Source organism: Dechloromonas sp. ZY10, assembly GCF_041378895.1.
GTDB lineage: Bacteria > Pseudomonadota > Gammaproteobacteria > Burkholderiales > Rhodocyclaceae > Azonexus > Azonexus aquae.
In genome coordinates this window covers 3106403-3132321 of record NZ_CP144212.1, presented here as the reverse complement: position 1 = coordinate 3132321, position 25919 = coordinate 3106403, and the positions used below count along the sequence as shown (strand labels likewise).

The following is a 25919-nucleotide window of genomic DNA, read 5'->3' as shown; positions in this document are numbered from 1 at the left end:
GCCCATGCAAAGCAGTGGTCTTCTCAAGCCCCGTATCATCGATGTTCAAAGCGTTTCCCCGGTGCAAGCCAAGGTGGTGATGGAGCCGTTCGAACGCGGCTACGGTCATACGCTGGGCAATGCGCTGCGGCGTATCCTGCTTTCGTCGATGCCGGGCTACGCGCCGACTGAAGTCGCAATTGACGGCGTGCTGCATGAGTACTCCACCATTGATGGCGTTCAGGAGGATGTCGTTGACATCCTTTTGAACCTCAAGGGTGTTGTTTTCAAGCTGCATGGCCGTGACGTCGTCACGCTCAAGCTCGCTCGTGAAGGTGAGGGCATCGTTCGCGCAGCCGATATCGAGCTGCCGCACGATGTCGAAATCATCAATCCGGAACATGTCATCGCCCATCTCTCCGCAGGTGGGAAGTTGAACATGGAAATCAAGGTCGAAAAAGGCCGTGGTTATGTTCCGGGCAATGTCCGCAACCTGGGCGACTCCAAGACCATCGGCAAGTTGGTCCTGGATGCTTCCTTTTCTCCGATCCGGCGTGTTGCCTACTCGGTGGAGAGTGCCCGCGTTGAGCAGCGTACCGATCTGGACAAGTTGATTGTCGACATCGAGACCAACGGTATCGTCGATCCCGAGGAATCAATCCGCTACGCGGCCCGCGTGCTGATGGAGCAGCTGGCCGTGTTTGCTGATCTCGAAGGTACGGCGCCGGTGGCCGAGGCTTCCCGCCCGGCCCAGGTCGACCCGGTTCTATTGCGGCCAGTGGATGATCTCGAATTGACGGTTCGTTCTGCGAATTGTCTCAAAGCCGAGAACATCTACTACATCGGCGATCTGATTCAGCGGACTGAAAACGAGCTGTTGAAGACGCCGAATCTCGGTCGCAAGTCGCTGAACGAAATCAAGGAAGTGCTTGCTGCCCGTGGTCTTACCCTGGGCATGAAGCTGGAAAATTGGCCGCCCGCCGGCCTGGAAAAGGCCTGAGCGCCAGCTTTCCGCTGTGCGCTTCAAGGGACGCCTGCAGAACATAGAAAGGATTAACCATGCGTCACCGCAATGGACTTCGTAAACTGAACCGTACCAGCAGCCACCGCCTGGCGATGCTGCGTAACATGAGCGTTTCTCTGCTCAAGCACGAAGCGATCAAGACCACCTTGCCCAAGGCCAAGGAACTGCGTCGCGTCGTCGAGCCGCTGATCACGCTGGGCAAGAACCCGACCCTGGCTAACAAGCGTCTGGCTTTTGACCGTCTGCGCGATCGTGAGGTCGTGGTCAAGCTTTTCGCCGAAATCGGTCCGCGTTATGCTCAGCGCCCGGGTGGCTACCTGCGCATCCTGAAGTGCGGCTTCCGCGTCGGCGATAACGCTCCGATGGCATTCGTCGAACTGCTGGACCGCCCGGAGCCCACCGAAGCAGTTGAAGTCGAAGAAAGCGCCGGCGAGTAACAACGCCTCGCGCCAATAGAAAAGCCCCGCACTTGCGGGGCTTTTCTATGATTATCTTACAAGACAATTCCCGACTAATTTTCCGAGTAACCAAGTCTGCCCGTGTTGATAGCGAGGAGACCTGCGCCCCCTGAAGGAAGCAGGCGGATACGCTAATTGTGGTTTGGGTCTGTCAGAATCCCGCTACCTCAAGGGCAGTCGATCACCATCAGCGATACGTCGTCAGTGGCTACCTGATCCTGCAGATGCTTGGCCAGCGCCGATTCAATATTGGCAAAACGGATATGCGGAGAGGTATTCGCGGTTGCTGCCAGCAATCCCTCCACTTCGAACTGCTCTCCTTGATTGTTGGAGGCTTCCAGCAGGCCGTCGGAGCAAAGTACCAGTTGGCTCTCGCTTTCCCAGGTGAACGCTACCGGCCGGCAGTCCAGTTCTTCGTTGCCAATAATACCCAAGGCCAGATTGTCCGATTCGAAGACACGGGACGGGCGCCCCCAGCGGTCGAACAGGAAGGCTTGCGGCGTGCCTCCAACCCAGATTTCTCCCGTTTTTGCTTCTTCGTCCAGGCAAACCAGCGTGGCAGCAACGAAGCGTCCTATCGGCATTGATTCCTTCAGTTGCTGGTTGAGTTCGTGCACCATTTCGCGCAATGAACTGTTGAGACGGGCGAGGCGGTAGAAGATCGCAAGTACCGGGAGGGCGCTGATCGCTGCCGGCAGGCCATGGCCCGTGGCGTCTGCGAGCAGGGCGTAGAAACGGCCCTCGGGGGACCGGTTGGCGGCGACGATGTCGCCGCTGAAGTTTTCTGCAGGAATTACCTTGTAGCGTAGGCGCTTGTCCTGCAAGCCCTTGCGATGAAGTTGCTTCTCCATCAAACGTTGAGCCAGTTGCTGCTCATTTTGCGTTTGGTCGTAGTAGGCCTGCAGCAGGCGGGCGTTTTCCTGCAACTTGTGTTCGGATTGCTTGCGCTCTGATATGTCGCGTACCAAGCCAATGAACATCCGCTTGTTATCGAGGAAAACCTCGGTGACTCCGAGTGTCGCAGGGAAAGTGTGGCCGTCCTTGTGGAGCGCTTCAACTTCGCGTTCCTTGCCGATGATTTTTGGCTGTCCGCCACCGGTATAGTTTTCGATGTAGCCATCGTGCGCACTGCGGTGCGGCTCCGGAACCAGCATCTTGACGTTGTTACCAACCAGTTCTTCGCTGCGCCAGCCGAAAATTCGCTCTGCTGCCCGGTTGACCGAAGAGATAATACCCCGGTCGTTGATCGTGATAATCGCATCAATGATGTTGTCGGCGACTGCCTGCTCGCGGCGTGCGGTATCGATCGATTGCTGTTGCAGCGTCAGTGTTCGGTGTACTGAGCGTAGTTTGGCTTCGAGAACGACAAAGTTGATCGGCTTGGTCAGGTAGTCATCGGCACCCGCTTCCAGGCCCTCGACCAGATTCTCGTCCCGGTTGAGTGCGGAAAGCAGGATGATCGGGGTCCACCGTTCCCGCGACATGGCCTTGATCTGGCGAGATGCCTCGAAACCATCCATGATCGGCATCATGATGTCGAGCAGGACGACGTCAATTTCTTCGCTGGCAAACCGCCTTACCGCCTCTTCGCCATTTTCGGCGAGGATGACCTGATGCCCCAGTTTCTTCAGAAAGACCTGGAGGATGTGCAGGTTGGTACGGTTGTCGTCAACGGCGAGAACCTTCAGGGAAATATGGCCGGCCATGGCTTACTCGCTTGTCGGGATGCCTTCGGGGGCGTCGATGCAGGCGATCGCGATATTGCCGCAACCCTCGTAACGGATGCTCGAAAAGGAGAGCATGCGCGCAAGCGCGATGCCCCGACCATTTGGATCGAAAGCCCTGGCCGGGTCGATTTCTAGATACTTCTGCCAATCGAAGCCTTGGCCCTCGTCGCGCACGACCAACTCGACGCCCTTTTCACTGCGCCGGAACGAAAGGTGTACCCGTTTGTTGGTGTTTTCAGGCAATTTGCTGCGGCGTTCAATTTCGTCTTGCCATTTGTCGCTCAGCTTGAGTGCGGACTTTTCACTGTAGGTCAGGCCAAGGTTGCCATGTTCGATGCCGTTGATCAGCAACTCGGAAATGCCCATGATCGCTGCATCGGGTACCGGGCAGGCGTGCGCGACGAATGAAGCCAGCTGCGCAGCCTCATCGACGGTGCGGATCGAAAATTCAGCCTGGTCCATGAATTTCAGTGAGTAGACGTGCTGGTTCAGTTGCTTGCGCAGTGCATCGCGAGTTTCAGCATCGGCCAGGGCGGCATGGACGATGGCCAGCAGGCCATCACGGCGATAGGGTTTGGTCAGGTAGTAATAGGCTCCGGCCTCCAGGCCTTCCCGGATTTGCTCGGGTGATCCGGCGGCTGTCTGCATGATGACCGGAATTGCTGCCAGGCGCGGGTCTGCCTTGATGCGTTTGAGCAGGCCGATTCCGTCGAGTCCCGGCATCATGCGGTCGAGCAAGACCACCTGAAAACTGTTGTCCGGGTTCTGCAGCGCAGCCCAGGCATCTTCGCCATTTGAGGTGGTGTGGAGTGCCAGATTGCTCTCACCTTCGAAATACTCGCTGAGTATTTCCAGGTTGATCGCTTCGTCATCAACGACGAGGACGCTTGCCTGACTCATGATCCGGATTCCCTATTTTTATTACATTTCGCGGGAGTGCGCCGCGCCAGCTATCACTCCCCGGTTGGTCTCGTAAATGCGCATCCTATCACGCTTGCTCCCCGGCTGGTCGGGTTCGCTGGGCGGGAAAGTCGGCCGCAAGTCAGGGGTGGGAGTCAAGCAGTTGACGCCTGTTGCTAGCTGGCCTGTTCTTGCTGCTGCAGTGCCCACATCCCGGCGTAGGTGCCGCCGGCGGCAAGCAGTTCCGGATGTCGTCCTCGCTCGACGATGCGGCCCTCGGCAAAAACCAGAATTTCGTCGGCATGCATCACCGTCGAGAGTCGGTGGGCGACGATCAGCGTAGTCTTGCCTTGTGCCACTTGTTCCAGTTGCTGCTGGATCGCCCGCTCCGTGCCTGAGTCGAGCGCCGAGGTGGCTTCGTCAAAAATCATGATTGGCGGGTCTTTGAGTAAGGCACGAGCAATTGCGACGCGTTGTTTCTCGCCACCGGATAGCTTCAGGCCGCGCTCGCCAACTCGCGTCTCGTAGCCTTGCGGCAAGGCAGCGACGAAATGATGTAACTGCGCCGCACGGGCCGCAGCCTCGACCTCCGCATCGCTAGCATCCGGACGACCGTAGCGGATGTTGTAGCGAATGCTGTCGTTGAACAGCACGGTGTCTTGCGGAACGATGCCGATGGCTCGGCGCAGGCTGTCCTGGCGGAGGTCGCGCAGGTCATGGCCGGCAATCCGGATGCTGCCCTGGCTAACATCGTAAAAGCGGTAAAGCAGGCGGGCCAGCGTCGATTTTCCCGCTCCAGAGTGGCCGACCACCGCAACGGTTTGTCCGGCAGGGATACGAAAATCGATCGCGTGCAGGATGGGGCGTTTTGGTTCGTAGGCGAAGTCGACCGTGGAAAACTCGATTGCCAGCGGCCCCGATGGAAGGTCGACTGCATCCTGGGTATCGGCGATTTCTCGGTGCTCGCGCAAGAGCAGGAACATCCGCTCGATGTCGGTCAGTGCCTGCCGGATTTCGCGATAGACGATCCCGAGAAAGTTGAGCGGGACATACAACTGGATTAGCAGCGCATTGACCAGCACCAGATCGCCAATCGTCATTTGCCCATCGACCACCCCTTGCGCGGCGCGCCACATCATTGCAGTGACGCCACAAGCGATGATCGCCTGCTGTCCCAGGTTGAGCAGGGCCAGGCTTTTCTGGCTGCGGACTGCTGCCGCCTCCCAATGTTGCAGTTGTTCGTCGTAGCGACGAGCTTCCCAGTCCTCGTTGTTGAAATATTTGACGGTTTCGTAGTTGAGCAGGCTATCTACGGCGCGGGTGTTGGCAGCCGAGTCGGTTTCGTTGACGGCACGGCGGATTGCAATCCGCCAGTTGCTGACGCTGATGGTGAAAGCCATGTAGGCGCTCAGTGAGGCCAGGACGATCAGCGCATAGCCTGCGTCGTAGCGAACAACCAGGATGCCCAGTACCAGACCGATCTCGATCAGGGTGGGCAGGATTGAGTACAGCGAGTAGGACATCAGACTCGAAATCGAGCGGGTGCCTCGTTCAACATCCCGTGAAATACCTCCTGTCTGGCGTTCGAGATGGAAGCGCAAGGAAAGTGCGTGCAAGTGGCGGAAGGCCTCCAGTGCTACCTGGCGAACTGCACGTTGGGTTACTCGGGTGAACAGGATTTCCCGCAGTTCGGTGAATAGCGATGTCGAAAAACGCATCGCTCCGTACAGTAGCAGCAGCAACACTGGTAAGCCGAGAGCCAGTTTCTCACCGCCCAGATCGTCGATCATGTGCTTGAAAACTAGCGGAACTCCAACGTTGGCGACCTTGGCGGCAATCAGGCAACTCAGTGCGGCGATTACTCGCAAGCGGTAGCGCCAGAGATAGGGGAAGAGCAGCTTGACGGTTTCCCAGGCGTGAGTTTCTGCCAGGGGGGCGCCAGCGGGCGGGCGGGGCAAGGATGTCGAGCGGCGCATGGGCTGGGTCGTGATGAATGGGCGAGAGCGGGAGTATATGAAAACTCCCCGCTTTCCGCGAAAATCAGCTCCCTGTCTCAAATTTTATGCGGAGTTGCGATGAGCGTAGAACGGATCTGCCTGCCTGACCGCGATGTGGCCTTGCGTGTCGTCCCCATGCCGGCTGACTTGAATCAGAATGGCGATGTCTTCGGGGGCTGGGTCATGTCACAGGTTGATGTGGCCGGGGCTATCCCGGCGATGCGGCGAGCGCGCGGCAAGGTGGCGACGGTGTCGGTGAACTCCTTTCAGTTCAAGCAACCGGTTTCGGTTGGCGATATTGTCAGTCTTTATGCCGAGATCGTGCGCGTCGGCCGGACATCGATTACTGTCCGGGTCGAGGTGTACGCCGAGCGGAATTTTGCGCCGACTACGGTGGTCAAGGTTACCGAAGCCGAACTGACCTATGTCGCGATCGACGCCGACGGCAGCAAACGGGCGATTCCCGAAGAAATAAACACGCAAAATGGAATAGAATCGCGCGGTTGAGCCTCGTGCATGCTTTCCGGAATTCCTGCCATGAAAAAACGAACCCTGCGTCCTTTGTCGGCCCTGATCCTTGCGGGCTTTTCCGCCACCGCGTCAGCGGCCGCTTTCCAGTTGTGGGAGCAGAATGCCAGCGGTCTGGGCAATGCCTACGCCGGGTCGGCGGCGGTTGCCGACAACGCCAGCACCAACTTCTTCAATCCTGCCGGGCTGACGCAGTTGCCGGGAACGCAGATTTCGCTTGGCGTTTCCGCGGTCGGTCCAAGCTACCGGTTCAGCAATCATGGTTCAACCGGGGCCAATGCCAGCGGTCCGAACGGCGGCGATGCGGGCGGTTGGGCCGGCGTTCCGAATGCCTATTTCTCGCAGCAGTTGAGTGACCGGCTGTATCTTGGCTTTGGCATCTCCGCGCCTTTCGGCCTGGCCACCGAATACACCGCCAACAACTGGGTCGGTGCAAATCTTGCCGTCAAGTCGGAAATCCGCACCGTCAATTACAATCCTTCGCTGGCTTACCGGCTGAACGACAAGGTTTCGCTGGGTTTTGGCCTGAACTATCAGACTATCGACGCCGAAATGACCAGCGCACTGGCCGGTGGTTACCGGGTCAAGGGGGATGATGCTGGGCTCGGGTGGAACGTCGGTGCATTGTTCACTCTGTCGCCTGCAATGCGGCTTGGCGTTTCCTATCGGTCGGCGGTCGATTACCGGCTGGAGGGTTCGCGCACGCTGGCCGGCGTCAGTCGTAGCGCCACAGCCGACATCAAGCTCCCGGATACCTTCATCCTGTCGGTCTGGCAGCAGGTGTCCGACCGTTGGGAGGCGATGGGCGACCTCTCCTATACCCGCTGGAATTCTCTCGACAAGTTGCTGGTCAATTATGGCGGCGCAACTCCGGACACCGAGCATTTCGGCTACAAGAACTCCTGGCGTTTTGCCTGGGGGGCCGCTTACCGCTACAGCGATGATACCAAGTTGAAATTCGGCATCGCCTGGGACCGGACGCCGGTCACCGATGCCGTTCGTTCGCCGCGAGTTCCCGATAACGACCGCCTGTGGCTGTCCTTGGGTGGGCAGTGGAAGCTTGGCCAGGGCGGGCGTCTGGACGTTGGTTACTCCTACCTCTACGTCAAGGATCCGACCGTTTCGCAGAATCGCAACGGAACTTCCCTGAGCGGCCGATATGATGCCAGTGCCCACATTTTGGGTGCGCAGTACTCGCTTGGTTTCTAAGTTGACGGCCGTTTTCCCGGAGCAGGAAAAGGCATGACACTGGGCGTACGTGAGGCGGTTGTCGCGCTGATCGTCGTGCTCGCCGGCTACATGCTGTTCGTCCTGCTGCGCATGCGGCGGCTCAATGCGGTGCGCAATGCGGGGGGCGAGTCGGAACCGGGGGCTGAACCGGGGCGTGAGCCGGCTTTGCCAGAGATCGATTCGGCACCGGCGCTAACGCTCGATGAGTTGCTGCGGCAGCCCCCTGAGCCAGGGCCGGCGGTGCGCCGTGAACGTTCGCGCCCGCGCGATGTGGCCGACGAAGGTGCGCGTCCGGCCGGCGTATCCCGGCTCGAACTTGAGCGCGAGCTTGAGTCGTTGCGGCGCGATCTGGCCTCAGTGCGCGGCGAAATGCAGGAATTGCGCCAGGATATGCAACAGGAGCTGGCACAGTTGCGGGCGGGGCAAAGTGTTTCGCCGTTGTACAGTGATGCGATGCAGATGGCGATGGCCGGATACAGTGCGCAGATGATTGCCGAGCGTTGCGGGATTGCCCGCGCCGAGGCCGAAATGGTGGTGGGACTGGCGCGCAGTCAACAAGGAGGTGTGGCGCATGGCTAAAACCCCCCCGTCGGCACGCAAGCCGGTCGCGCCCAAACCGGTGGCCGAGCAGGTGGAGCCGGAGGTGCAGGATGAGTTGCGTGGCAAGCTGCTCAAGCGTCTGGCAGTTGCTGGGCTGCTGATCAGCCTCCTGTTGGGCACCCTCGCGGTTTTTGATCACCTTGCTGCGCCACCGCAGGAAGAAGATGATTTGCCGGCCTTCAGCAAGCCGATTCCGGTTCCGCCGAAAAAAGAAGTCTCGCAACCGGTAAAGCAGACAACCGAGTTGCCTCCGCCGCCCGAGCCCGCCAAGGCGGTCGAAGAGCCGGTGGCCAAGGATGGAACCATTGGTCAGCGCGAACTTCCTCGCGAGGGCGGCAAAAAAATCGCCGATGAGTTGCCTCCACCCCGGGTTGAGGCTCGGCCGTCGCTGGACGGCGGGAAAAATCCCCCGGTTGCGGCGTCGACCGTGAATGTGCCGCTCAAGCCGACGGCAGCCCCGGTCGAGCCGGTGTCGCCGGGTTCCGGTGCTGCCCGGGCCCCGGCTGCCGGCAACCCCTCTCCTCGCCCGTCGCGGCCGTCGCTGGCGGAAGGGACTGCGGCGCCGCCTCTGGTGCCGCCTTCGGTGCCTGTCGAGTCAACTGTGGCCAAGCCGTCGGCGCGGGTGCTGGAAACCCGCTCGCAAACGCCGGCAGCCGCACCGGTGCCTGGTGGTCAGTCAGCACCGCGCACACCCGAGCCACCTCGGCTGTTTTCCGGGTTTGCGCTCCAGGCTGGAGTGTTTTCCAATCCGCAGTTGGCTGAAGAGTTGCATGCCAAGCTGACCTTGAGCGGTGTTCCGTCCACACTCGAAACCCGAGTGCAGGTTGGACCTTTCCGCACCCGGCAGGAAGCCGAAGCGGCACAGGCCAAGTTGCGCGGCTTAGGGATCGATACCGTGCTGATGGCTCCCCGGGGTGGGCGACGCTGAGAGTGCGCCCCGCTGGGGCTGGCTATCGGTCATCGGTTGGGGCAGGTTTTTTTCCAGTCGGCGGCTGAAAACCCGCATTTCCTTGGCTGCTTGCACATCGCCTTGTTCGCTGGCAACGCCAATGCCTGTACGGAAGGCCGCTAGCGCTGCGGTTGGCTGGTCGGCTGCGGCCAGTGTTTTGCCCAGGGCTTTCCAGGCAGCGGAAAAATGGAAATCACGGTCAACGGCGGCGCGATAGCATTTTTCAGCCTCGGACAGATCGCCGCTTTTGAGATACTCGTTGCCCAGTGAAAAGCGCAGCAGGGCATTGTCGCGCGGACCGTCAAGCAATTTGCTGAGGGCGGCGATCCTGGCCTGTGTGGCGGGGTTGTCTGCAGTGTTCACGCGGGGTTTTCTCCTGGGTTCGCGGCTAAAATACCGTTTTTAAATCGATCGGAAATCAACAGATGAGCAAGACCATCATCGCCACGCCGCATGCACCGGCGGCCATCGGAACCTACTCGCAAGCCGTGCGCGTCGGCGACACCGTTTACCTGTCCGGCCAGATCGGCCTCGATCCGGCCACCATGCAAATGGTTGACGGCATCGATGCGCAAATCGTTCGCGTTTTCGATAACCTCAAGGCAGTTGCGGAAGCGGCTGGCGGTTCGCTGGCCGACGTGGTCAAGCTCAACGTCTTCCTGACCGATCTTGGCAACTTCGCCAAGGTCAACGAGACGATGGCCCAATATTTCAGCGAGCCCTTCCCGGCGCGGGCTGCGGTTGGCGTCAAGGAACTGCCGCGCGGTGCGCTGGTCGAGGCCGATGCGGTGATGTACCTCGGCTAAATGCCGGCGGAGAAGTCCGGGGCGCCGGCCTTGCCGGCCGGCCTGCGTCCCATCGTCGCCTCCGAGGCGATGAAGAAAAAACTGGCCAAGATCGGTCTCCACACCGAAGCCGATCTGCTTCTGCATTTGCCGCTGCGCTATGAAGACGAAACCCGGATCGTCACTCTCGGTCGTGGACCGTGGGCCGACGCGGTGCAGGTTGAAGTGATCGTGCGCAGCGCCGAGATCCAGATGCGGCCACGGCGGCAGCTGGTGGTGCATGCCACCGATGCCAGCGGCAGCGAGCACGAGCTGACCTTGCGCTTCTTCAGTTTTTACCCGAACCAGCAGGCAGTTTTTGCGCCTGGGGCGAAGATTCGTGCTTTTGGTGAAGTCCGCCACGGCTTTTTTGGCTTGGAAATGGTGCATCCGCGCTTTCATGCGGTGGCTGAGGACGAGCCCCTGCCTGAGGGGCTGACGCCGATTTATCCGACCACCGCCGGAGTCAGCAACAATGCTTTGCGCAAGTTGATCGGCAATGCGCTGAAGTACGGCGATCTCGCCGATACCTTGAGCGAGGCGTTACGGGCGCAGTTCGAACTGCCCGAGTTTGCCCGTTGCCTGCGCTTTCTGCATGCGCCGCCAGCGGGAACGCCGCAGCTGCCGCTGGAAAATCGCGGTCACCCGGCCTGGCGGCGGATGAAATTCGATGAAGTGCTGGCACAACAGCTGTCCTTGCGTCGGGCTTATCTGGCAAGGCGCGAGCAGGGGGCGCCGGTATTGCAGGCCGAGGGCCTGCTCGCCGGGCGCTTGCTGGCGCAGTTGCCGTTCGGGCTGACCGGGGCGCAGCGGCGCGCGGTCGAGGAAATCCTGCGCGACCTGGCGGCGCCGCACCCGATGCAACGGCTGCTGCAAGGCGACGTTGGCGCCGGCAAGACCATCGTCGCCGCGCTCGCCGCCTGTCAGGCGATCGAGGCCGGCTGGCAGGCGGCGTTCATGGCGCCGACCGAAATCCTCGCCGAGCAGCACTATCTCAAGCTGCGCGCTTGGCTGGAGCCGCTCGGCGTGCGCGTCGCCTGGCTTTCCGGCAGTCTCAAGAGCAAGGCCAAGCGTGAGCAACTGGCGGCAACCGCCGCCGAGGCGCAATTGGTGGTCGGCACGCATGCGCTGATCCAGGACGGCGTCGATTTCGCCAAACTCGGTCTGGCCATCGTCGACGAACAGCACCGCTTCGGCGTCGCCCAGCGGCTGGCCTTGCGCAACAAGGGCAATAACCCCCACCAGTTGATGATGTCGGCGACGCCGATTCCACGCACGCTGGCGATGAGCTATTACGCGGATCTCGACGTCACCGTACTCGACGAACTGCCGCCGGGGCGCACGCCGATCCGTACCCGGCTGGTCGCCGACAGCCGCCGCGACGACGTGGTCGCCTTTGTCCGCAAGCTGGTTGCGGAAGGGCGCCAGGCCTATTGGGTCTGCCCGCTGATCGAGGAATCGGAAACCCTGCAATTGCAGACCGCCGAGGAAACCTATGCGCAGCTTTTGGCCGATTTGCCGGAGTTGACCGTGGGTTTGGTGCATGGCCGCTTGAAAGCGGCAGAAAAGCAGGCAGTGATGGCGGCGTTTGCCGCTGGCGAGATTCAGGTGCTGGTGGCGACGACGGTGATCGAGGTTGGCGTCGATGTGCCCAACGCCAGCCTGATGGTGATCGAGCACGCCGAGCGTTTCGGCTTGTCACAATTGCACCAGTTGCGTGGCCGGGTCGGGCGCGGCCAGTACGAGTCGAGTTGCGTGCTGATCTACGCCGGGCCGCTGGGTGAAATCGCGCGGCAACGGTTGAAGATCATCTTCGAGCACACCGACGGATTTGAAATCGCACGCCAGGACTTGCAATTGCGCGGGCCGGGCGAGTTTGTCGGCAGCCGGCAAAGCGGCGTGCCCTTGCTGCGCTACGCCGATCTGGAAGCTGATGCCGACTTGATCGAAGCGGCGCGGGAATTGGCCGAGAACCTGCTGCGTGATGACCTGGCGGCCGCCGAGCGGCATTTGCGGCGCTGGCTGGGGACGCGCGAGGAATTGCTCAAGTCCTGAGCCGGAAATTCACGGTCGACGCTGAAAAACGGCATTTTCCGGCGTCGACCGTGACGGTTCTGGCCTCAGGGGCGGCTGAACCAGTCCTCGATCAGCCGTGCGACTTCTTCCGGCTGGTCGTGGTGCAGCATGTGGTCGGCGTTGTCGACCCAGGCTTCCTCGACCTGGCCGAAACAGGCCCGGCGAGCTTCCCAGTCGCCCGGGCGGGTGGCGAAATCCTTGACGATCCACGACTCGCGGGCGGCCACCCAGAGCACCGGGCAAGTGATCTGGCGCCAGATCGCCATCGACTCTTCAAGCCGGAACAGATAGGGGGAGAAAATCTTGTGCCACGGGTCGCCGTTCCAGACGATGCCGTGCCGGCGTTCGCCGGCCTTGTTCTCACCTTCGCCGACGCGGCCGAGGTGCTTGGCCAGATAATCGGCGCGCTCCGCCGGCAGGAAGCGGTCATCGCGTTGCAGGCGCCGGGCAAAGGCGGCGCGGTCCGGGTGCACGTGCATCTTGGGGCGCTGACGGATCTGCCCCAGCCACTGCCGGTAGCGTTCCGGCGCCAGGTCGGCCTGCATCGGCGCGATCCCGAAGCCCTCCAGCGAGATCAGGCGCTCGACCCGTTCCGGGCGAATGCCGGCGTAGAGGCTGGCCAGGATGCCGCCCATGCTGTGGCCAACCAGCTTGACCTGACCGTCGGGAGCATAGTGGTCGAGAATCGCCTCCATGTCGCCGACGTGCTCGGCGAAGTAATATGGCCGGTCCAGCCATTGCGAGGGGCCGAAACCACGCCAGTCGGGCGCGATCAGGTTCCAATCGCGGGCCAGCTGGTCGACGACGAACTGCCAGGAGGCGGAAACGTCCATCCAGCCATGCAGCAGAAACAGCGTCGGTGCCTCCGGGTCGCCCCAGCGGCGGATGTGCAGGCGGATATCGGGAAGATCGAGAAATTCTGAACGGGAAGAGCGCATCGTCGGGGGAAAGGAAAAAACGAGGCGCAAGGGTAGCGCGAAACACGCAGCCATGCGTAGCGGAAACGTTTTGGCTCAGGCTGCCAGGGGGGGCGTTTCCGGTGCGGTGGAATAATCGTGCAGACAGGTGTTGACCGTGCGATACAGCTGGCGGTCGAGATGCTGCTGTTGTTCCATGAAGTTCATGCAGGTTTCTGCCAGCGCCTCCAGCAATTCAAGCAGGAAATGTTCTTCCTCCGGGCGCAGGGTGCCGCTGGCCAGGGCTTGCCGGGTAGCCGTGCTCAACTGGTCGATCAACTCATGGACATCGGCATCGTCGAGCGGCTGCTCCAGGCGGGCCAGTGCGCTGGAAAGCTGGTTGATCAGGGAGGAAGGCGGAGGAGGCATGGCTGGGGGCAAAAAGTCAGATGCGCATTCTAGGTGTTGGCCCCGGCTGGCAACCCCCTATTCTTAGGGGGAGGACGGCACTGGATTTGTCACCGCAAAATTGGTGAAAATCGGTGCCGATGCACTGCGCGCTATTTCTTCTGCTTGCCTTGGTTGCCGGACTTTCCCGCGCCCGATAACGAAAATAATGACTACCGCCCAACGAAAAATACTTTGTGTCGAGCCATCTCCGACCCAGCGCGCAATTTTTGCCCGAATTGCTGAAAGCAGCGGTCTTGCCTGCGACAACTGTGCGACCGAGACAGCCGCCTTGCAGCATCTGGCTGCGGGCAACCATTGCCTGGTGCTGATCGCGCGGCAACTCGGTGAAGGCGACAGCTTTCGCCTGATCGAGAGCATCCGCCTGGCGCCTGCGCAGGCGATGTTGCCGATCGCCTTTGTCGCCGCCGAGTGCGACAGCCAGTGTGCGCATCAGGCGATGGTTTCCGGAGCGACAGAGGTGTTTCTGCGCGAGGAACTGAACGAACTAGCGTCCTTCGTCGATTATTGGGGGCGTTTGCCCAGTACCTCGCTACAGATCGGAAGGGCGCTGGTACTGGAAGACTCCGCGTCGCATGCAGCCTACGTCGGCGAAATCTGCCGGGTGCTGGGGTTTGAAGTCGATGTGGTGGCGGATGTCGATGCCGCGCATCGTCTCTATGCACCGGGCAAATATCAGTTGGTGATTGCCGACATCCTGCTCCAGGGCGGGCACAGCGGGGCTGCCTTTGTCCGCCAGGTACGCCAGCGCCAGGCCAGCCATCAGCCTAGTCTGGTGATGTCGGCCTACACTGACCAGACTCAGCGCCTGCAGGCCCTGAAGAGCGGCGCGGATGATTTCATTTGCAAGCCTTTCTTGCCGGAGGAGCTGGTCTGGCGCATCCAGCGCATCCTGCATGCGCATGCCGCTTTCGACCACGGCAGTAGCCGCGAGGGTGTGCCCGGGGCCGGCGAGCATCGCTGGTGGCAGCACCTTTCTCCGCGTGAGCGCGATGTCTGCCGGCGTATCCTGGCTGGCGATCCGGACAAGGAAATTGCCCGCCAGCTGGGCATCTCGTTCTGGACCGTGCGTAGCCATATTGAGCAGATTTTTGTCAAAACCGGCGCCTTGAATCGGCGCGACCTGATGTTGCGGTTTATGGATAAGTCCTGACCTCGCCCGGGCGGCATCAGCCTTTTCCCCGCCAGTCAGGCGCAAGTCGCGAATCTGCGAGTAAAATCGCCGGATGGAATTCCTGCAACTCCGTTCCCGGCTCGGCGATTATTTCAAATTGATGCGGCTTGATAAGCCGATCGGCATCTTGCTGCTGCTCTGGCCGACCCTCTGGGGGGTCTGGTTGTCAGCCGAGGGGCGGCCGGAGTGGCCGGTGGTGCTGGTTTTTATCCTGGGAACCATCCTGATGCGCTCGGCCGGGTGCGTGATCAACGATTTTGCCGACCGCGACTTTGACCGCCACGTCGAGCGTACCGCACAACGCCCGCTGACGGCGGGGCGGGTGACGACGCGTGAGGCGCTCTGGCTGTTTGCCATCCTGTCGGCGCTTGCGTTTCTACTGGTATTGGCGCTGGGGCGGCCGCTGGTGATCTGGATGTCGCTGCCAGCCTTGCTGCTGGCAGCGAGTTACCCGTTCACCAAACGTTTTTTTGCGATTCCTCAGGCCTACCTTGGCATTGCCTTCGGTTTTGGCATTCCGATGGCCTATGCGGCCCACCTCGACACGGTACCTCCGGTGGCCTGGATCCTGTTGCTGGCGAACGTGTTCTGGGCGGTTGCCTACGATACCGAGTATGCGATGGTCGATCGCAATGACGATCTGAAGATCGGTATCCGGACCTCGGCGATTACTTTTGGCCGCTTCGACGTTGCGGCAGTGATGGCCTGCTATGCCGCAACTCTGGCACTTCTCGCCGGGGTTGGGGTCTATCTCAAGCTGGGTGGAGTTTATTTTTTTGCGCTGCTGCTCGCTGCCGGCATTATGGGGTGGCACTACACCCTGATTCGGGAGCGGGAGCGGGTGGCGTGTTTCAAGGCATTCCTCAATAACAATTATGTCGGGCTGGTGATTTTTGTCGGGATAGTTCTCGACTACCTGCTGGTCCGGCAATAGCTGGAATGCGCTGAGTTTAGCCGGGGGGTTTTGACTGGATGTTGGACGACGGCAAAAAATTCGTCAGATTGACCATCGACGATATCGAGATCGGCAAGCCCTTGCGCTGGGCCATTTACAACGGCGACAAGGAGTTGATTTTCGGGCGCGGCGAAGCGATTCCTACGCGTGCCGAGGCCGAGGCGGCGATCGCCAAGGGCTGGTTCAGGTTGTTTCAGGATGGTGATCTGGCGCCGTTGCCGACCGCGATCCGGCCGTTGACTTCGCGCGTTGAACGCAGTCCCTTGCGCGATGCAGTGATTGCGCAGCAGCAGAGTGCGGTGGCCAGTGGCGCATCGGCGAGTGCCGCCGCCGCTCCTGCCAAAAAAAATGACAAACCGAGCGTGGTGGCGCTTGAGGCGGCGCGCATCCAGGTTGGCGACACAATCCAGCTACAGGGCTCGGCCGATGCCTCGCAACGCTATCTGGTACGTCTGATCGGCTATGCCAAAAACGCCGGTGTGATTGTCAGCGTACCCGAGGTCAACGGTGCGCCGGTGATCCTGCGCGAAGGTCAGGCCTTTGTCGGCCGGTTTTTCTCGGGTTTGAGTGCCTATGCCTTCCCTACCAGTGTGCTGCGCCAGACCAATGTACCTTACCCGCACCTGCACCTTGCCTACCCGCGCGAAGTCGGGGTTCAGGAAGTGCGCAAGAGCCCGCGGATTGATACCGAGTTGATCGCTGCGCTGAGCTTGCCTTCGGGCAAGGAAGGGGCGGGCAAGATCATTGATTTGAGTGCCACGGGGGCCGGTTTGCGTACCAAACAGGCGGTAGCGGGGAAGGGTGATCAGATTCTGGCCAAGTTCAAGGTCAGTGTGCAGGGGCTGGATACGGTTCTGGCACTGACTGCCGAGGTTTGCAATGCGCGGGTCGATGCCGATCAGGCCATGCCGCACTTTCTCGGGCTGCGTTTTGTCGACGTCGAGGCATCTGCCCAGTTTGCGCTGACGGCGTTTGTCTATGGGCGTTTGGTCGGCGAAAACTGATATCAACGGATGCTGAAGTGAAATATATCGACCTGCGCGATTTCATCGCGCAATTGGAAAAAGACGGCGAATTGAAGCGGGTTCAGGTCCCGGTTGATACGCACCTCGAAATGACCGAAATCGGTGACCGTGTGCTGCGCGCTGGCGGTCCGGCACTGCTTTTCGAGCAACCGAAGGCCGGCGAGCGTGCGCACAGCATGCCGGTCCTGGCCAACCTGTTCGGCACGCCCCGCCGGGTGGCGCTGGGGATGGGCGAGGAGTCGGTTGCAGCGCTGCGTGAAGTCGGCAAGCTGCTGGCGTACTTGAAGGAGCCGGAGCCGCCCAAGGGGTTGAAAGACGCCTGGGACAAGCTGCCGATGTTGAAAAACGTACTCAACATGGCGCCAAAAAAGGTGTCGTCGGCGCTGTGCCAGGAAATCGTCTGGGAAGGCAAGGATGTCGATCTGTCGCGTTTGCCGATCCAGCATTGCTGGCCGGGCGATGTTGCCCCGCTGATTACCTGGGGGCTGGTGGTGACGCGCGGGCCGCACAAGAGTCGGCAGAATCTGGGTATCTACCGCCAGCAGGTGCTTGGGCCGAACAAGGTGATCATGCGTTGGCTGGCGCATCGTGGTGGCGCACTCGACTTCCGCGAACATCAACTGGCAAATCCCGGTCAGCCTTTCCCGGTCGCCGTGGTGCTCGGCTGCGATCCGGCGACCATCCTCGGTGCGGTGACGCCGGTGCCGGATTCGCTCTCCGAATATCAGTTTGCCGGGCTGCTGCGTGGCAGCAAGACCGAGCTGACGCAATGTCTCGGCTCGACGCTACAGGTGCCGGCACGGGCCGAGATCGTCCTCGAAGGGGTGATCCATCCCGGCGAAATGGCGCTTGAAGGTCCCTACGGCGACCACACCGGCTATTACAACGAGCAGGCAGAATTCCCTGTGTTCACGGTCGACCGTGTCACGATGCGGAAAAACCCGATCTATCACAGCACCTACACCGGCAAGCCACCCGACGAGCCGGCGATTCTCGGCGTGGCGCTGAACGAGGTGTTTGTGCCGCTGTTGCAGAAGCAGTTCACCGAAATTGTCGATTTCTACCTGCCGCCCGAAGGCTGCTCCTACCGGATGGCGATTGTCAGCATCAAGAAAGCCTATCCTGGTCACGCCAAGCGGGTGATGTTCGGGATCTGGTCCTTCTTGCGTCAGTTCATGTATACCAAGACCATCATCGTGGTCGATGACGATATTGACATCCGTGACTGGAAGGAAGTGATCTGGGCGATGACCACGCGTTTCGACGCCGTACGTGATACGACGCTGGTCGACAACACGCCGATCGACTACCTGGATTTCGCCTCACCGGTGGCCGGCCTGGGTTCCAAAATGGGCATCGACGCAACCAATAAGTGGCCGGGTGAGACCCAGCGTGAGTGGGGGCGCCCGATTGTCATGGATGCAGCCGTGAAAAATCGCATCGATGGCTTGTGGGACAGCCTCGGGCTGTAAATTTTTTTGCTCAAGCCGATGCAGTTGCGCTAGGCTTCGCGCTAGGTCGCGCGGAGCGGCGCAGCCTCGGCATTGGCGCACCTCCGGTGCAGTTGAATACTTGGTGGCGAATCGTCGTCGGAGCTGGTAACGGTTGGCGGGGCGAGCGTTGTTTGGGGTTTTTTCGGGATTGTTGGGGGTAACAAGAAGATGCGGACTAATCTGCCAGTCACCCAGAATGAAATTGTTCTTGGCGATGACCAAATCATCGTTTCAAAAACCGATCTGAAAGGTCAGATCACCTATATCAACCAGACGTTTATTGATATTTCCGGCTTCACCGAAGCTGAATTGATCGGGCAGCCGCACAATCTGGTGCGCCACCCGGATATGCCGGTCGAGGCCTTTGCCGATTTCTGGCGTGACCTCAAGGCCGGGCGGCCGTGGGTCGGCTACGTCAAGAACCGCTGCAAAAACGGCGACTATTACTGGGTTGAAGCGCATGCGACGCCGATCCGCGAAGGTGGGCAAGTAGTTGGCTACATGTCGGTGCGCCGCAAACCGTCGCGGCAAGCGGTCGAGGCCTGCGAAGCCGCCTACCGGATGTTCCGCGAGAAGAAGCAGGGCGGGCAGCGGATCGAGCACGGCGCGGTGGTTAGCGGGGGGGGCGGTTTCCTTGGCCGAATGGGCCTCAAGCAGCGTCTGCAAGGGTTGGTGGCAGCACTGTCGATAGCCTTGGTGGCGGTCGGCGCGGCCGGGCTGTACGGAGTCAACCAGAGCAATCATCGGCTGGAAAGCCTGCATCTCGATCGGATGCAGGCAACCAGCGATATTGCGGCGATCCAGTCGCGTTCGCTGAGCAATCAGTTGCTGATGCTGGAAGCACTGAAATCGCGTGACCCCAAGCTGGTTGAAAAAAACCTGGCTCAAGTCGACAGAAATGCAGCCGCAAACAAAGTGAGTTGGGAGCGCTACTCGGCGACGCAGATGGACGCCAAGGAAAAGGCTCTGGCCGAGCAGTATGAGGCTGGTCGCCAGGCTTATCTGAAGGAGGCCCGACTGCCGCTCAGCGCACATCTGAAAGCGGGTGAGTTTGAACAGGCTGAACGCCTGTGGCCGACGGTGCAGCGGTTGTCCGAGCCTCTGGATGGCGCAGTGAGTGCCCTCAAGCAGATTCAGGAAGATGCCGCCCAGGAGGAAATGAAAGCAGCTAGTGATGCTGCCGCGATGTTGCGCAATCTTCTGATTGCCCTGGTTCTGGGTTTGGTGGTGGCTTCCTGGTTGCTGGTGTCGCGTCTGCTGAGCGGCCTGATGGGGGCTTTCGACAGCATTTTGTCAGCCTTCCGGGCAATGGCCGAGGGGCGTTTTGACACCTTGCTCAACATCGGTCGTGATGACGAAATCGGCGAGGTGCTGCAGGGGCTGGAGTCGATGCAGATTCGCCTGGGCTTCGATCTGGTCGAGCAGCAGCGGGTGGCAAACGAGATGACGCGGGTCAAGATCGCGCTCGACAACGTTTCGACCGGGGTGATGATCGCCGACAGCAACCGTACCGTGACCTACACCAATCATTCGGTCGTGGGTATCCTCAAGGGGGCCGAGGCCGCGATCAAGTCGCAGTTGCCCAACTTCAACCCGGATCGTCTGATTGGCGTCAACATCGACAGCTTCCACAAAAATCCGGCGCATCAGGCTGGCCTGCTGGCCAATCTCAGCAAGCCTTACACCGCAGCCCTGGAAATTGGCGGCCGTCATCTGGTGGTGACTGCCAACCCGGTGATCAACGAGCGCGGCGAGCGCCTCGGGACGGTGGCCGAATGGAAGGACCGCACGGCCGAAGTGCTGGTCGAGCAGGAGATTGCGCAAATCGTCGGCGCCGCGACACAGGGTGAACTCGGCATGCGCCTGTCGGTAGATGGCAAGACCGGTTTCTTCCACACCCTGGCCAGCGATCTGAATCGCCTGCTCGATAACACTCAGCAGGCTCTCAACGCGACCTCCGAAGTGCTTTCGCGGGTTGCCGGCGGTGATCTGACGCAAACCATTGATGCTGACTTCTCCGGTATTTTCGGGCAGTTGAAGGACGATACCAACAGCACTATCGAACGCCTGCGCGAAGTCGTCGGCAGCATCAAGGAAGCGACCGAGGCGATCAATACCGCCGCCAAGGAAATTGCAGCCGGTAACAGTGATCTGTCGGCCCGTACCGAAGAACAGGCTTCCTCGTTGGAGGAAACCTCCAGTTCGATGGAGCAGCTTAACAGCACGGTTCGCCAGAATGCCGATAACGCCCGCCAGGCCAACGAACTGGCCAACCGCAGCAACGAGATCGCGCTGCGTGGCGGTCAGATGGTCAAGGACGTCGTCAATACCATGAACGGCATCCAGGAAAGCTCGCAGCGGATTGCTGACATCATTGGCGTGATCAACGGCATTGCCTTCCAGACCAATATCCTGGCACTCAATGCGGCGGTCGAAGCGGCCCGTGCCGGTGAGCAAGGACGCGGTTTTGCCGTGGTTGCCAGCGAAGTGCGCAACCTGGCGCAGCGCTCGGCCAACGCGGCCAAGGAAATCAAGGAACTGATCGACGATTCGGTCGGCAAGGTTGATAGCGGCGCACGTCTGGTCGGCCAGGCCGGAGCGACCATGGACGAGGTGGTGGCAAGCTTCCAGCGGGTGGCCGCTCTGGTGACCGACATCTCGAATGCCAGCCGCGAGCAGAGTGCCGGGATCGAACAGGTGACCCAGGCCGTATCGCAGATGGACGAAGTGACCCAGCAGAACGCAGCCTTGGTCGAGCAGGCCTCGGCGGCGGCGGAGAGCCTGGAAGAGCAGGCGCAGGGCTTGGTCAATGCGGTTGGCGTGTTCCGCCTCAACGCCGGGGCTGTTGCGTCGGTCCAGCTCGGTGCCGTCCCGCACCTCGCGGCTAAGTCGGTCGCCTCGCGCTCGGGAAGTCGCAAGCCGACCGGGATTCCGGCATCGCTGCCGCCGGACGATCCCAATGAGGACGACGAATGGGCTGAGTTTTAAGCATTCGGCCGGCACTTTTGCCGGTTTGGGCTACGCTCGCAGGGTCTTTCCGGAATTTTCGGGAAGACCCTGTTTTTTTGCGGAGCTTTCGCCAACATTTACGGTCAACCAGACGCCGGGGAAATTTTTCCGGCCCCCTTGCCAAGTGGGGCGGCTGGCCGAATACTAGGCGGGCCGGGCTGCACAAGGGGGCTACAGGATGCCTCAAGGGGCCGGCAAAAGACAAAATGACGGAGGATGATAAAAATGACTCTTGCTGCACGTGTGCGTACGCACAAACTTTCCCCCAACGCAACGCTGTGCGCTTCCGGCTTTAACCAGCTGGGGGCGGACTCGCCCGCAATCGAGGCGATGACCGATTTTGCCCGGGTTCCGGTCGTGACGATCACCGCCGATGCAGCGATGTCGGAAGCGCAGGCCCGGATGATTTCACGCGGAGTGCGCCTGTTGCTGGTGACCGGTAGCGACGATGTCGTGGTCGGTCTGATTACCGCCCGCGACCTGCATGGCGAGCGGCCGATGCAGATCGTTCAGGCGCGTGGTTGTTCGCGCGACGATCTGCTGGTCAAGGATGTGATGACCCCGATCGGCAGTATCGACACGCTGTATCTGGGTGAAGTGCTCAATGCGCGTGTGGTCGACATCCTTAATGGACTCAAGGCTCTTGGGCGGCAGCACATTCTGGTCGAGGACGTCGATCCGATCACCGGTGAGCCGCGGGTGCGCGGAATTTTCTCGGCGACCCAGATCGGCCGGGCGCTTGGCGTTCCGGTGCTGGGCTTCGAATTGGCCAGCACCTTTGCCGAAATCGAGGCCGCGCTGGCGCCATGAGCGTTGCGGCAGGATCGCGGCAGCCCGGAGGGCTGCCGTTTTTGTTTGTGAGAGGGGGCGTGTTTGGCCTTTGATACTTGGCTGGCATTTTTTCTGGCGTGCTGGGTGATCAGTCTGTCGCCGGGAGCCGGCGCCGTAGCTTCCATGTCCTCCGGGCTCAATTTCGGTTTTCGCCGTGGCTACTGGCTGGCGCTTGGCCTGCAACTGGCCTTGCTGTTGCAGATTGCCGTTGTTGCCGCTGGCCTGGGGGCCCTGCTGGCCGCATCGGAAGCCGCATTTGCCTTGCTCAAGTGGTGTGGCGTCGCTTATTTACTCTACCTTGGCTGGCAGCAGTGGGTGGCCGCTGCGAGCCCGGTCAGCCTGGAATCCGGCGCAGCCGATGTCGGGGTCCGGAAATTGGTGGTGCGTGGTTTTCTGGTCAATGCCAGCAACCCCAAGGCGATCGTCTTCATTCTTGCAGTACTCCCCCAGTTCATTGATCCCGGGCGCCCTTTGCTGCTGCAGTACTTGCTTCTGGCGTTGACCATGGTGGCTGTCGATCTGGTGGTGATGGCCGGGTACACCGGCTTTGCCGCTCGTGTGTTGCGCCTGTTGCGCGAGCCTCACCAGCAGCAGGTGCTGAACCGTGTTTTCGGGGGGCTGTTTGCAACCGCTGCGGTACTGCTGGCCGGTATCAGGCAGGCGGTTCGCTGATGGTTTACGGGTAAACACGGGTGCGCGTCCGGCGTTGCCTGGGTGACAATGGCCGCCGCCGAATCGTCCGGTCGCTGGTTTGTGAAAGTGAAAGGTTGCTCATGTCCGAAGTCGACGCATCGTCTCCCTCGCCGCAGTCCGGCAAGATAGTCAGCGCCCGCGAGGCGGTGGCACGAATCCCTGATCATGCGACGGTGGCAACCGGCGGCTTTGTCGGAATCGGCTTTGCCGAGAATATCGCGGTGGCGCTGGAGGAGCGTTTTGTCGAGACCCGGGCCAATGACATGCACGGCCAGGGCAGTCCGCGCAACCTGACCCTGGTCTATGCCGCCGGGCAGGGCGACGGCAAGGAGCGGGGGCTCAATCACCTCGGGCATGACGGTCTGGTTGGCCGCGTGATCGGTGGCCACTGGGGCCTGGCACCGCGCTTGCAGGAACTGGCGGTAGCCAACCGGATCGAGGCTTACAACCTGCCGCAGGGGGTGATCACCCATCTTTTCCGTGACATCGCTGCTGGCAAGCCGGGAACACTGACCCGGGTCGGGCTGGGCACTTTTGTCGATCCGCGTTACGGGGGCGGGAAGCTCAACGAAAAAACCACGGTCGACCTGGTTCGGCGGATGGAAATCGACGGCGAGGACTACCTTTTTTACAAGGCTTTTCCGATCCATGTGGGCATCATTCGTGGCACCACGGCTGATCCCGATGGCAATGTGACCATGGAAAAGGAGGCGTTGACCCTGGAGGCGCTGGCGATTGCGATGGCCGCGCACAATTCGGGCGGAATCGTGATCGTGCAGGTCGAGCGGATCGCCGAGCGCGGCTCGCTCAATTCGCGCCAGGTGAAAATCCCCGGGGTTCTGGTCGACTGCGTGGTGGTCGCAGAAAAACCGGAGTATCACCAGCAGACCTTCATCGAGCCCTATAACCCGGCATTTTCCGGTGAGATCAGGGTGCCTTTGTCGGCACTGGCGGCGATGGAAATGAGCGAGCGCAAAATCATCGCCCGCCGCGCGGCACTCGAGCTGAAGGCTGGGGCGGTGGTCAATCTCGGGATCGGGATGCCAGAAGGAGTCGCCAGCGTTGCGGCCGAGGAAGGCGTGATCGACCTGCTCACGCTGACCGCCGAGCCCGGTGTGATTGGCGGGATTCCTGCCGGCGGCCTGAATTTCGGTGCAGCAACCAATGCCCAGGCAATCATCGATCAGCCCAGCCAGTTCGATTTTTATGATGGCGGCGGGCTGGATATCGCTTTCCTTGGGCTGGCTCAGGCCGATGCCGAAGGGAATCTGAACGTTTCCAGATTTGGTCCCCGGCTGGCCGGCGCCGGCGGGTTCATCAACATCTCGCAAAATGCAAAAAAAGTGGTGTTCGTCGGCACTTTTACCGCCGGTCGCCTTGAAATCACGGTCGACGGCGAAAAACTGCAAATTACCCGGGACGGTTCGGCCAACAAGTTTGTTGCTGCCGTCGAGCACCGAACCTTTAGTGGTCCCGAGGCGGCCCGGCGCGGTCAGGAAGTCCTCTACATCACCGAGCGCTGCATTTTCCGTTTGCGGCCGGAGGGGCTGGAACTGACCGAGATCGCTCCCGGGGTCGACCTCCAGGCCGGGATTCTCGAAAGGATGGATTTCCGTCCCCTGATCAGCGCCGAGTTGCGGCAAATGGATTCCCGGATATTTGCCGAGGCTCCAATGGGCTTGCGCGCCATGCTGCTTTGAGCTGCCCTCCAGCGGAGTAGAATCGACGCCTTTTCCGAGAAACTCCGTTGCCGATGAACGTCGCTGTCACTCGCTGCCTGCTTTCCCTCCTTTGCGCGCTGCCCCTGGCTTGTGGCGAGCCCGATCAGCGTGCCTTTGCCATCGAGAATGCGGTGTTCGCCAGCTGGTATCAGCGGCAAATTCCGGCGGCCAGCGTTCCGAGCGAGACCGCCCGGGCGCGGGTCGCGGACGGACTGGCGGCCATCTGCCGGGGCCGGACCGATGGCGCGGCCGAACTGCTGCGCGAAGCCGGTGTCGGCAAGGACATCTACCGGCTGGCCCTGGTCGCCGCCAAGGCCGACCGCAAGGGCCGCTGCGATTATTCAGACTGGTCGGAAAGACTTGGGCTGCATGGCGAGCGGATCAAGCAACTGGTTAATCAAGGCGATGGGCCGGCAGTTCTGCTGGCCGCTCTGCTCGATGAGCAACTGCCTGAGGGCGAGCGCCTGCGGGTGGTCGAGGCGTTGGCCGAGCGCCGCTACGGGCAGGCTCAAGCCGTGCTGGCCGTGTTGCGCGGTCCGGCCGACCCGATGCAGACCGAATTGCTGATGCAAGCCCGGGCGCAGGGGGTTGCGCTGGCGTATCTGGTCGCTATCGGGCAATCTGCCGGTGCAGGCTGCAGCGATTGGCAGCAGGCGCAGCGCCTGGTTCCCGGCCTCAGCCTGCCGCACGGCTTGTCGTGCCCGGCAGCAGTGCGCCGCGATTGAGCTTGATGACGCTGAGGGCTAGCGAGCTACCCGGAAAAAATCTTCGATCAACAGGTCGGGCAGTTGCAGGGGTTTGGGCAGGGCCTGGTTGAATGCCTTGAGCAGTACGGTGCGGACCTGCGCCAGATCGGCACTGCGGCCTTGGTCGAACAGTTCGCTGATCTCACTGCTGGCGACATGCTGCAGTTTTTGTTCCCAGCGGCGCAGATCGTCTTCCTTGGGGCGCTCGATCAGCAAGGCCAGCTTGCCGACGATGGGCAGGCCGCCGGCGCCGGTGGCTTGAACGCGTAACGGAACATGGACAATTTCCTGGCTATGGCTCTCGTCTTTGCGGGTGACCAGGAAAATGCTGGCACTGGCGAGGAGCAGGGTGGCGATGATCACGACCCAGAAGCGCCGCAGCCATGAACTGCTGATTTCGGAGGTGGCGGCCCGAGGGGAAACTGCGGAACGGGGTTGGGGCATGGCGAATCTCGCGATGTTTGGAACGGGAATCCCTGTGATGCTTTCCGGTCTAGATAGTTGCGTTGCCGGATTTTAGTTTTGCCAAATTAGCACGCGATTTGTAGCTTTTGCAATATGACTTTGGGCTGGTTGCGGGGTCGTCCATTGGGTGCGTGACATTGTGCTGTACTAC

Annotated in this window: 24 protein-coding genes; 17 read left to right on the top strand and 7 right to left on the bottom strand. The window is 60.9% G+C overall.

The genetic code is table 11. The annotated features are described in order from the left end of the window. The first annotated feature begins 4 nt into the window (after window positions 1-4). Window positions 5-979 (top strand): DNA-directed RNA polymerase subunit alpha, encoded by a 975-nt coding sequence (gene rpoA / locus VX159_RS14260; protein ID WP_371323552.1) that lies wholly within the window; start codon window positions 5-7, stop codon window positions 977-979. Window positions 980-1038: 59 nt separating this feature from the next. After that, complete coding sequence (rplQ, locus tag VX159_RS14255; RefSeq protein ID WP_371323551.1) at window positions 1039-1440, top strand: 50S ribosomal protein L17; 402 nt, start codon at window positions 1039-1041, stop codon at window positions 1438-1440. Between the two features lie 188 nt (window positions 1441-1628). Here rplQ and VX159_RS14250 read toward each other — a convergent pair whose 3' ends face one another. The 3 genes from VX159_RS14250 to VX159_RS14240 form a co-directional block, all read right to left on the bottom strand. Beyond that, entirely contained in the window at window positions 1629-3167 is a 1539-nt protein-coding gene (locus VX159_RS14250) for a SpoIIE family protein phosphatase (protein ID WP_371323550.1), read from the bottom strand. Window positions 3168-3170: 3 nt separating this feature from the next. Beyond that, the gene (locus VX159_RS14245; RefSeq protein WP_371323549.1) at window positions 3171-4088 is read right to left on the bottom strand and encodes a response regulator; all 918 of its coding nucleotides are present in this window, start codon (window positions 4086-4088) and stop codon (window positions 3171-3173) included. Window positions 4089-4264: 176 nt separating this feature from the next. Beyond that, window positions 4265-6064, bottom strand: a complete 1800-nt coding sequence (locus tag VX159_RS14240; protein ID WP_371323548.1) for an ABC transporter ATP-binding protein/permease — start codon at window positions 6062-6064, stop codon at window positions 4265-4267. A gap of 99 nt (window positions 6065-6163) precedes the next feature. Here VX159_RS14240 and VX159_RS14235 point away from each other — a divergent pair, with 99 nt between their 5' ends. From VX159_RS14235 to VX159_RS14220, 4 genes are read left to right on the top strand one after another with little or no spacing between them, the layout of a single operon-like run. Next, window positions 6164-6592, top strand: a complete 429-nt coding sequence (locus tag VX159_RS14235) for an acyl-CoA thioesterase (RefSeq protein ID WP_371323547.1) — start codon at window positions 6164-6166, stop codon at window positions 6590-6592. Between the two features lie 30 nt (window positions 6593-6622). Then, window positions 6623-7822 (top strand): OmpP1/FadL family transporter, encoded by a 1200-nt coding sequence (locus tag VX159_RS14230; protein ID WP_371323546.1) that lies wholly within the window; start codon window positions 6623-6625, stop codon window positions 7820-7822. A 33-nt stretch (window positions 7823-7855) separates the two neighbouring features. Then, entirely contained in the window at window positions 7856-8422 is a 567-nt protein-coding gene (locus VX159_RS14225; protein WP_371323545.1) for a DUF2802 domain-containing protein, read from the top strand. After that, window positions 8415-9371, top strand: coding sequence for an SPOR domain-containing protein (locus VX159_RS14220; RefSeq protein WP_371323544.1), 957 nt, complete (start codon window positions 8415-8417; stop codon window positions 9369-9371). Before VX159_RS14225 ends, VX159_RS14220 begins: the two co-directional genes overlap by 8 nt. Here VX159_RS14220 and VX159_RS14215 read toward each other — a convergent pair. After that, window positions 9324-9755: a hypothetical protein gene (locus VX159_RS14215; protein ID WP_371323543.1), complete on the bottom strand. Its 432-nt coding sequence runs from the start codon at window positions 9753-9755 to the stop codon at window positions 9324-9326. The two genes, VX159_RS14220 and VX159_RS14215, sit on opposite strands and share 48 nt — an antisense overlap. 62 nt (window positions 9756-9817) lie before the next feature. On the opposite strand from VX159_RS14215, the gene VX159_RS14210 reads away from it, so the two are divergent. Together VX159_RS14210 and recG are read left to right on the top strand one after the other, a co-directional pair. Then, a complete protein-coding gene (locus tag VX159_RS14210; RefSeq protein ID WP_371323542.1) occupies window positions 9818-10198 on the top strand; it encodes a RidA family protein in 381 nt (126 codons plus the stop codon). Window positions 10199-10267: 69 nt separating this feature from the next. Continuing rightward, on the top strand, window positions 10268-12271 hold the full coding sequence (recG, locus tag VX159_RS14205) for an ATP-dependent DNA helicase RecG (protein WP_371325532.1): 2004 nt from the start codon (window positions 10268-10270) through the stop codon (window positions 12269-12271). Between the two features lie 65 nt (window positions 12272-12336). On the opposite strand, the gene VX159_RS14200 is transcribed toward recG, so the two are convergent. Further along, window positions 12337-13230 (bottom strand): alpha/beta fold hydrolase, encoded by an 894-nt coding sequence (locus tag VX159_RS14200; RefSeq protein WP_371323541.1) that lies wholly within the window; start codon window positions 13228-13230, stop codon window positions 12337-12339. A 75-nt stretch (window positions 13231-13305) separates the two neighbouring features. Then, a complete protein-coding gene (locus VX159_RS14195) occupies window positions 13306-13617 on the bottom strand; it encodes a hypothetical protein (RefSeq protein WP_371323540.1) in 312 nt (103 codons plus the stop codon). Between the two features lie 187 nt (window positions 13618-13804). On the opposite strand from VX159_RS14195, the gene VX159_RS14190 reads away from it, so the two are divergent. The 9 genes from VX159_RS14190 to VX159_RS14150 all read left to right on the top strand — a co-directional run bounded on the left by VX159_RS14190 (window position 13805) and on the right by VX159_RS14150 (window position 25282). Then, window positions 13805-14809 carry a response regulator gene (locus VX159_RS14190; RefSeq protein ID WP_371323539.1) on the top strand — a complete coding sequence of 335 codons (1005 nt, stop codon included), beginning with the start codon at window positions 13805-13807 and terminating at the stop codon, window positions 14807-14809. A 73-nt stretch (window positions 14810-14882) separates the two neighbouring features. Further along, the gene (ubiA, locus tag VX159_RS14185) at window positions 14883-15764 is read left to right on the top strand and encodes a 4-hydroxybenzoate octaprenyltransferase (RefSeq protein ID WP_371323538.1); all 882 of its coding nucleotides are present in this window, start codon (window positions 14883-14885) and stop codon (window positions 15762-15764) included. A 38-nt stretch (window positions 15765-15802) separates the two neighbouring features. Next, on the top strand, window positions 15803-16789 hold the full coding sequence (locus VX159_RS14180) for a flagellar brake protein (RefSeq protein ID WP_371323537.1): 987 nt from the start codon (window positions 15803-15805) through the stop codon (window positions 16787-16789). Between the two features lie 17 nt (window positions 16790-16806). Then, window positions 16807-18282 (top strand): 4-hydroxy-3-polyprenylbenzoate decarboxylase, encoded by a 1476-nt coding sequence (gene ubiD / locus VX159_RS14175; protein ID WP_371323536.1) that lies wholly within the window; start codon window positions 16807-16809, stop codon window positions 18280-18282. 189 nt (window positions 18283-18471) lie between these two features. Then, entirely contained in the window at window positions 18472-21291 is a 2820-nt protein-coding gene (locus VX159_RS14170; protein WP_371323535.1) for a methyl-accepting chemotaxis protein, read from the top strand. Window positions 21292-21537: 246 nt separating this feature from the next. Then, window positions 21538-22122 (top strand): CBS domain-containing protein, encoded by a 585-nt coding sequence (locus tag VX159_RS14165; protein WP_371323534.1) that lies wholly within the window; start codon window positions 21538-21540, stop codon window positions 22120-22122. Window positions 22123-22227: 105 nt separating this feature from the next. Beyond that, window positions 22228-22815, top strand: a complete 588-nt coding sequence (locus VX159_RS14160; RefSeq protein WP_371325531.1) for a LysE family transporter — start codon at window positions 22228-22230, stop codon at window positions 22813-22815. A 101-nt stretch (window positions 22816-22916) separates the two neighbouring features. Then, complete coding sequence (locus tag VX159_RS14155; RefSeq protein WP_371323533.1) at window positions 22917-24536, top strand: acyl CoA:acetate/3-ketoacid CoA transferase; 1620 nt, start codon at window positions 22917-22919, stop codon at window positions 24534-24536. Between the two features lie 53 nt (window positions 24537-24589). Then, entirely contained in the window at window positions 24590-25282 is a 693-nt protein-coding gene (locus VX159_RS14150; protein ID WP_371323532.1) for a hypothetical protein, read from the top strand. An 18-nt stretch (window positions 25283-25300) separates the two neighbouring features. Here the strand turns inward: VX159_RS14150 and VX159_RS14145 are convergent, their stop codons facing one another. Next, window positions 25301-25747 carry a hypothetical protein gene (locus tag VX159_RS14145; protein WP_371323531.1) on the bottom strand — a complete coding sequence of 149 codons (447 nt, stop codon included), beginning with the start codon at window positions 25745-25747 and terminating at the stop codon, window positions 25301-25303. Window positions 25748-25919: the final 172 nt, after the last annotated feature.

Bases quoted from the DNA above. Each gene is read 5' to 3' on its own strand.
- VX159_RS14210 (WP_371323542.1), top strand. From the start codon at position 9,818: ATGAGCAAGACCATCATCGCCACGCCGCATGCACCGGCGGCCATCGGA.
- VX159_RS14180 (WP_371323537.1), top strand. From the start codon at position 15,803: ATGTTGGACGACGGCAAAAAATTCGTCAGATTGACCATCGACGATATC.
- rplQ (WP_371323551.1), top strand. From the start codon at position 1,039: ATGCGTCACCGCAATGGACTTCGTAAACTGAACCGTACCAGCAGCCAC.
- VX159_RS14245 (WP_371323549.1), bottom strand. From the start codon at position 4,088: ATGAGTCAGGCAAGCGTCCTCGTCGTTGATGACGAAGCGATCAACCTG.
- VX159_RS14225 (WP_371323545.1), top strand. From the start codon at position 7,856: ATGACACTGGGCGTACGTGAGGCGGTTGTCGCGCTGATCGTCGTGCTC.
- VX159_RS14240 (WP_371323548.1), bottom strand. From the start codon at position 6,064: ATGCGCCGCTCGACATCCTTGCCCCGCCCGCCCGCTGGCGCCCCCCTG.
- ubiA (WP_371323538.1), top strand. From the start codon at position 14,883: ATGGAATTCCTGCAACTCCGTTCCCGGCTCGGCGATTATTTCAAATTG.
- VX159_RS14220 (WP_371323544.1), top strand. From the start codon at position 8,415: ATGGCTAAAACCCCCCCGTCGGCACGCAAGCCGGTCGCGCCCAAACCG.
- VX159_RS14230 (WP_371323546.1), top strand. From the start codon at position 6,623: ATGAAAAAACGAACCCTGCGTCCTTTGTCGGCCCTGATCCTTGCGGGC.
- rpoA (WP_371323552.1), top strand. From the start codon at position 5: ATGCAAAGCAGTGGTCTTCTCAAGCCCCGTATCATCGATGTTCAAAGC.
- VX159_RS14195 (WP_371323540.1), bottom strand. From the start codon at position 13,617: ATGCCTCCTCCGCCTTCCTCCCTGATCAACCAGCTTTCCAGCGCACTG.
- VX159_RS14165 (WP_371323534.1), top strand. From the start codon at position 21,538: ATGACTCTTGCTGCACGTGTGCGTACGCACAAACTTTCCCCCAACGCA.
- VX159_RS14200 (WP_371323541.1), bottom strand. From the start codon at position 13,230: ATGCGCTCTTCCCGTTCAGAATTTCTCGATCTTCCCGATATCCGCCTG.
- VX159_RS14150 (WP_371323532.1), top strand. From the start codon at position 24,590: ATGAACGTCGCTGTCACTCGCTGCCTGCTTTCCCTCCTTTGCGCGCTG.
- VX159_RS14250 (WP_371323550.1), bottom strand. From the start codon at position 3,167: ATGGCCGGCCATATTTCCCTGAAGGTTCTCGCCGTTGACGACAACCGT.
- VX159_RS14155 (WP_371323533.1), top strand. From the start codon at position 22,917: ATGTCCGAAGTCGACGCATCGTCTCCCTCGCCGCAGTCCGGCAAGATA.
- VX159_RS14235 (WP_371323547.1), top strand. From the start codon at position 6,164: ATGAGCGTAGAACGGATCTGCCTGCCTGACCGCGATGTGGCCTTGCGT.
- VX159_RS14190 (WP_371323539.1), top strand. From the start codon at position 13,805: ATGACTACCGCCCAACGAAAAATACTTTGTGTCGAGCCATCTCCGACC.
- VX159_RS14170 (WP_371323535.1), top strand. From the start codon at position 18,472: ATGCGGACTAATCTGCCAGTCACCCAGAATGAAATTGTTCTTGGCGAT.
- recG (WP_371325532.1), top strand. From the start codon at position 10,268: ATGAAGAAAAAACTGGCCAAGATCGGTCTCCACACCGAAGCCGATCTG.
- VX159_RS14145 (WP_371323531.1), bottom strand. From the start codon at position 25,747: ATGCCCCAACCCCGTTCCGCAGTTTCCCCTCGGGCCGCCACCTCCGAA.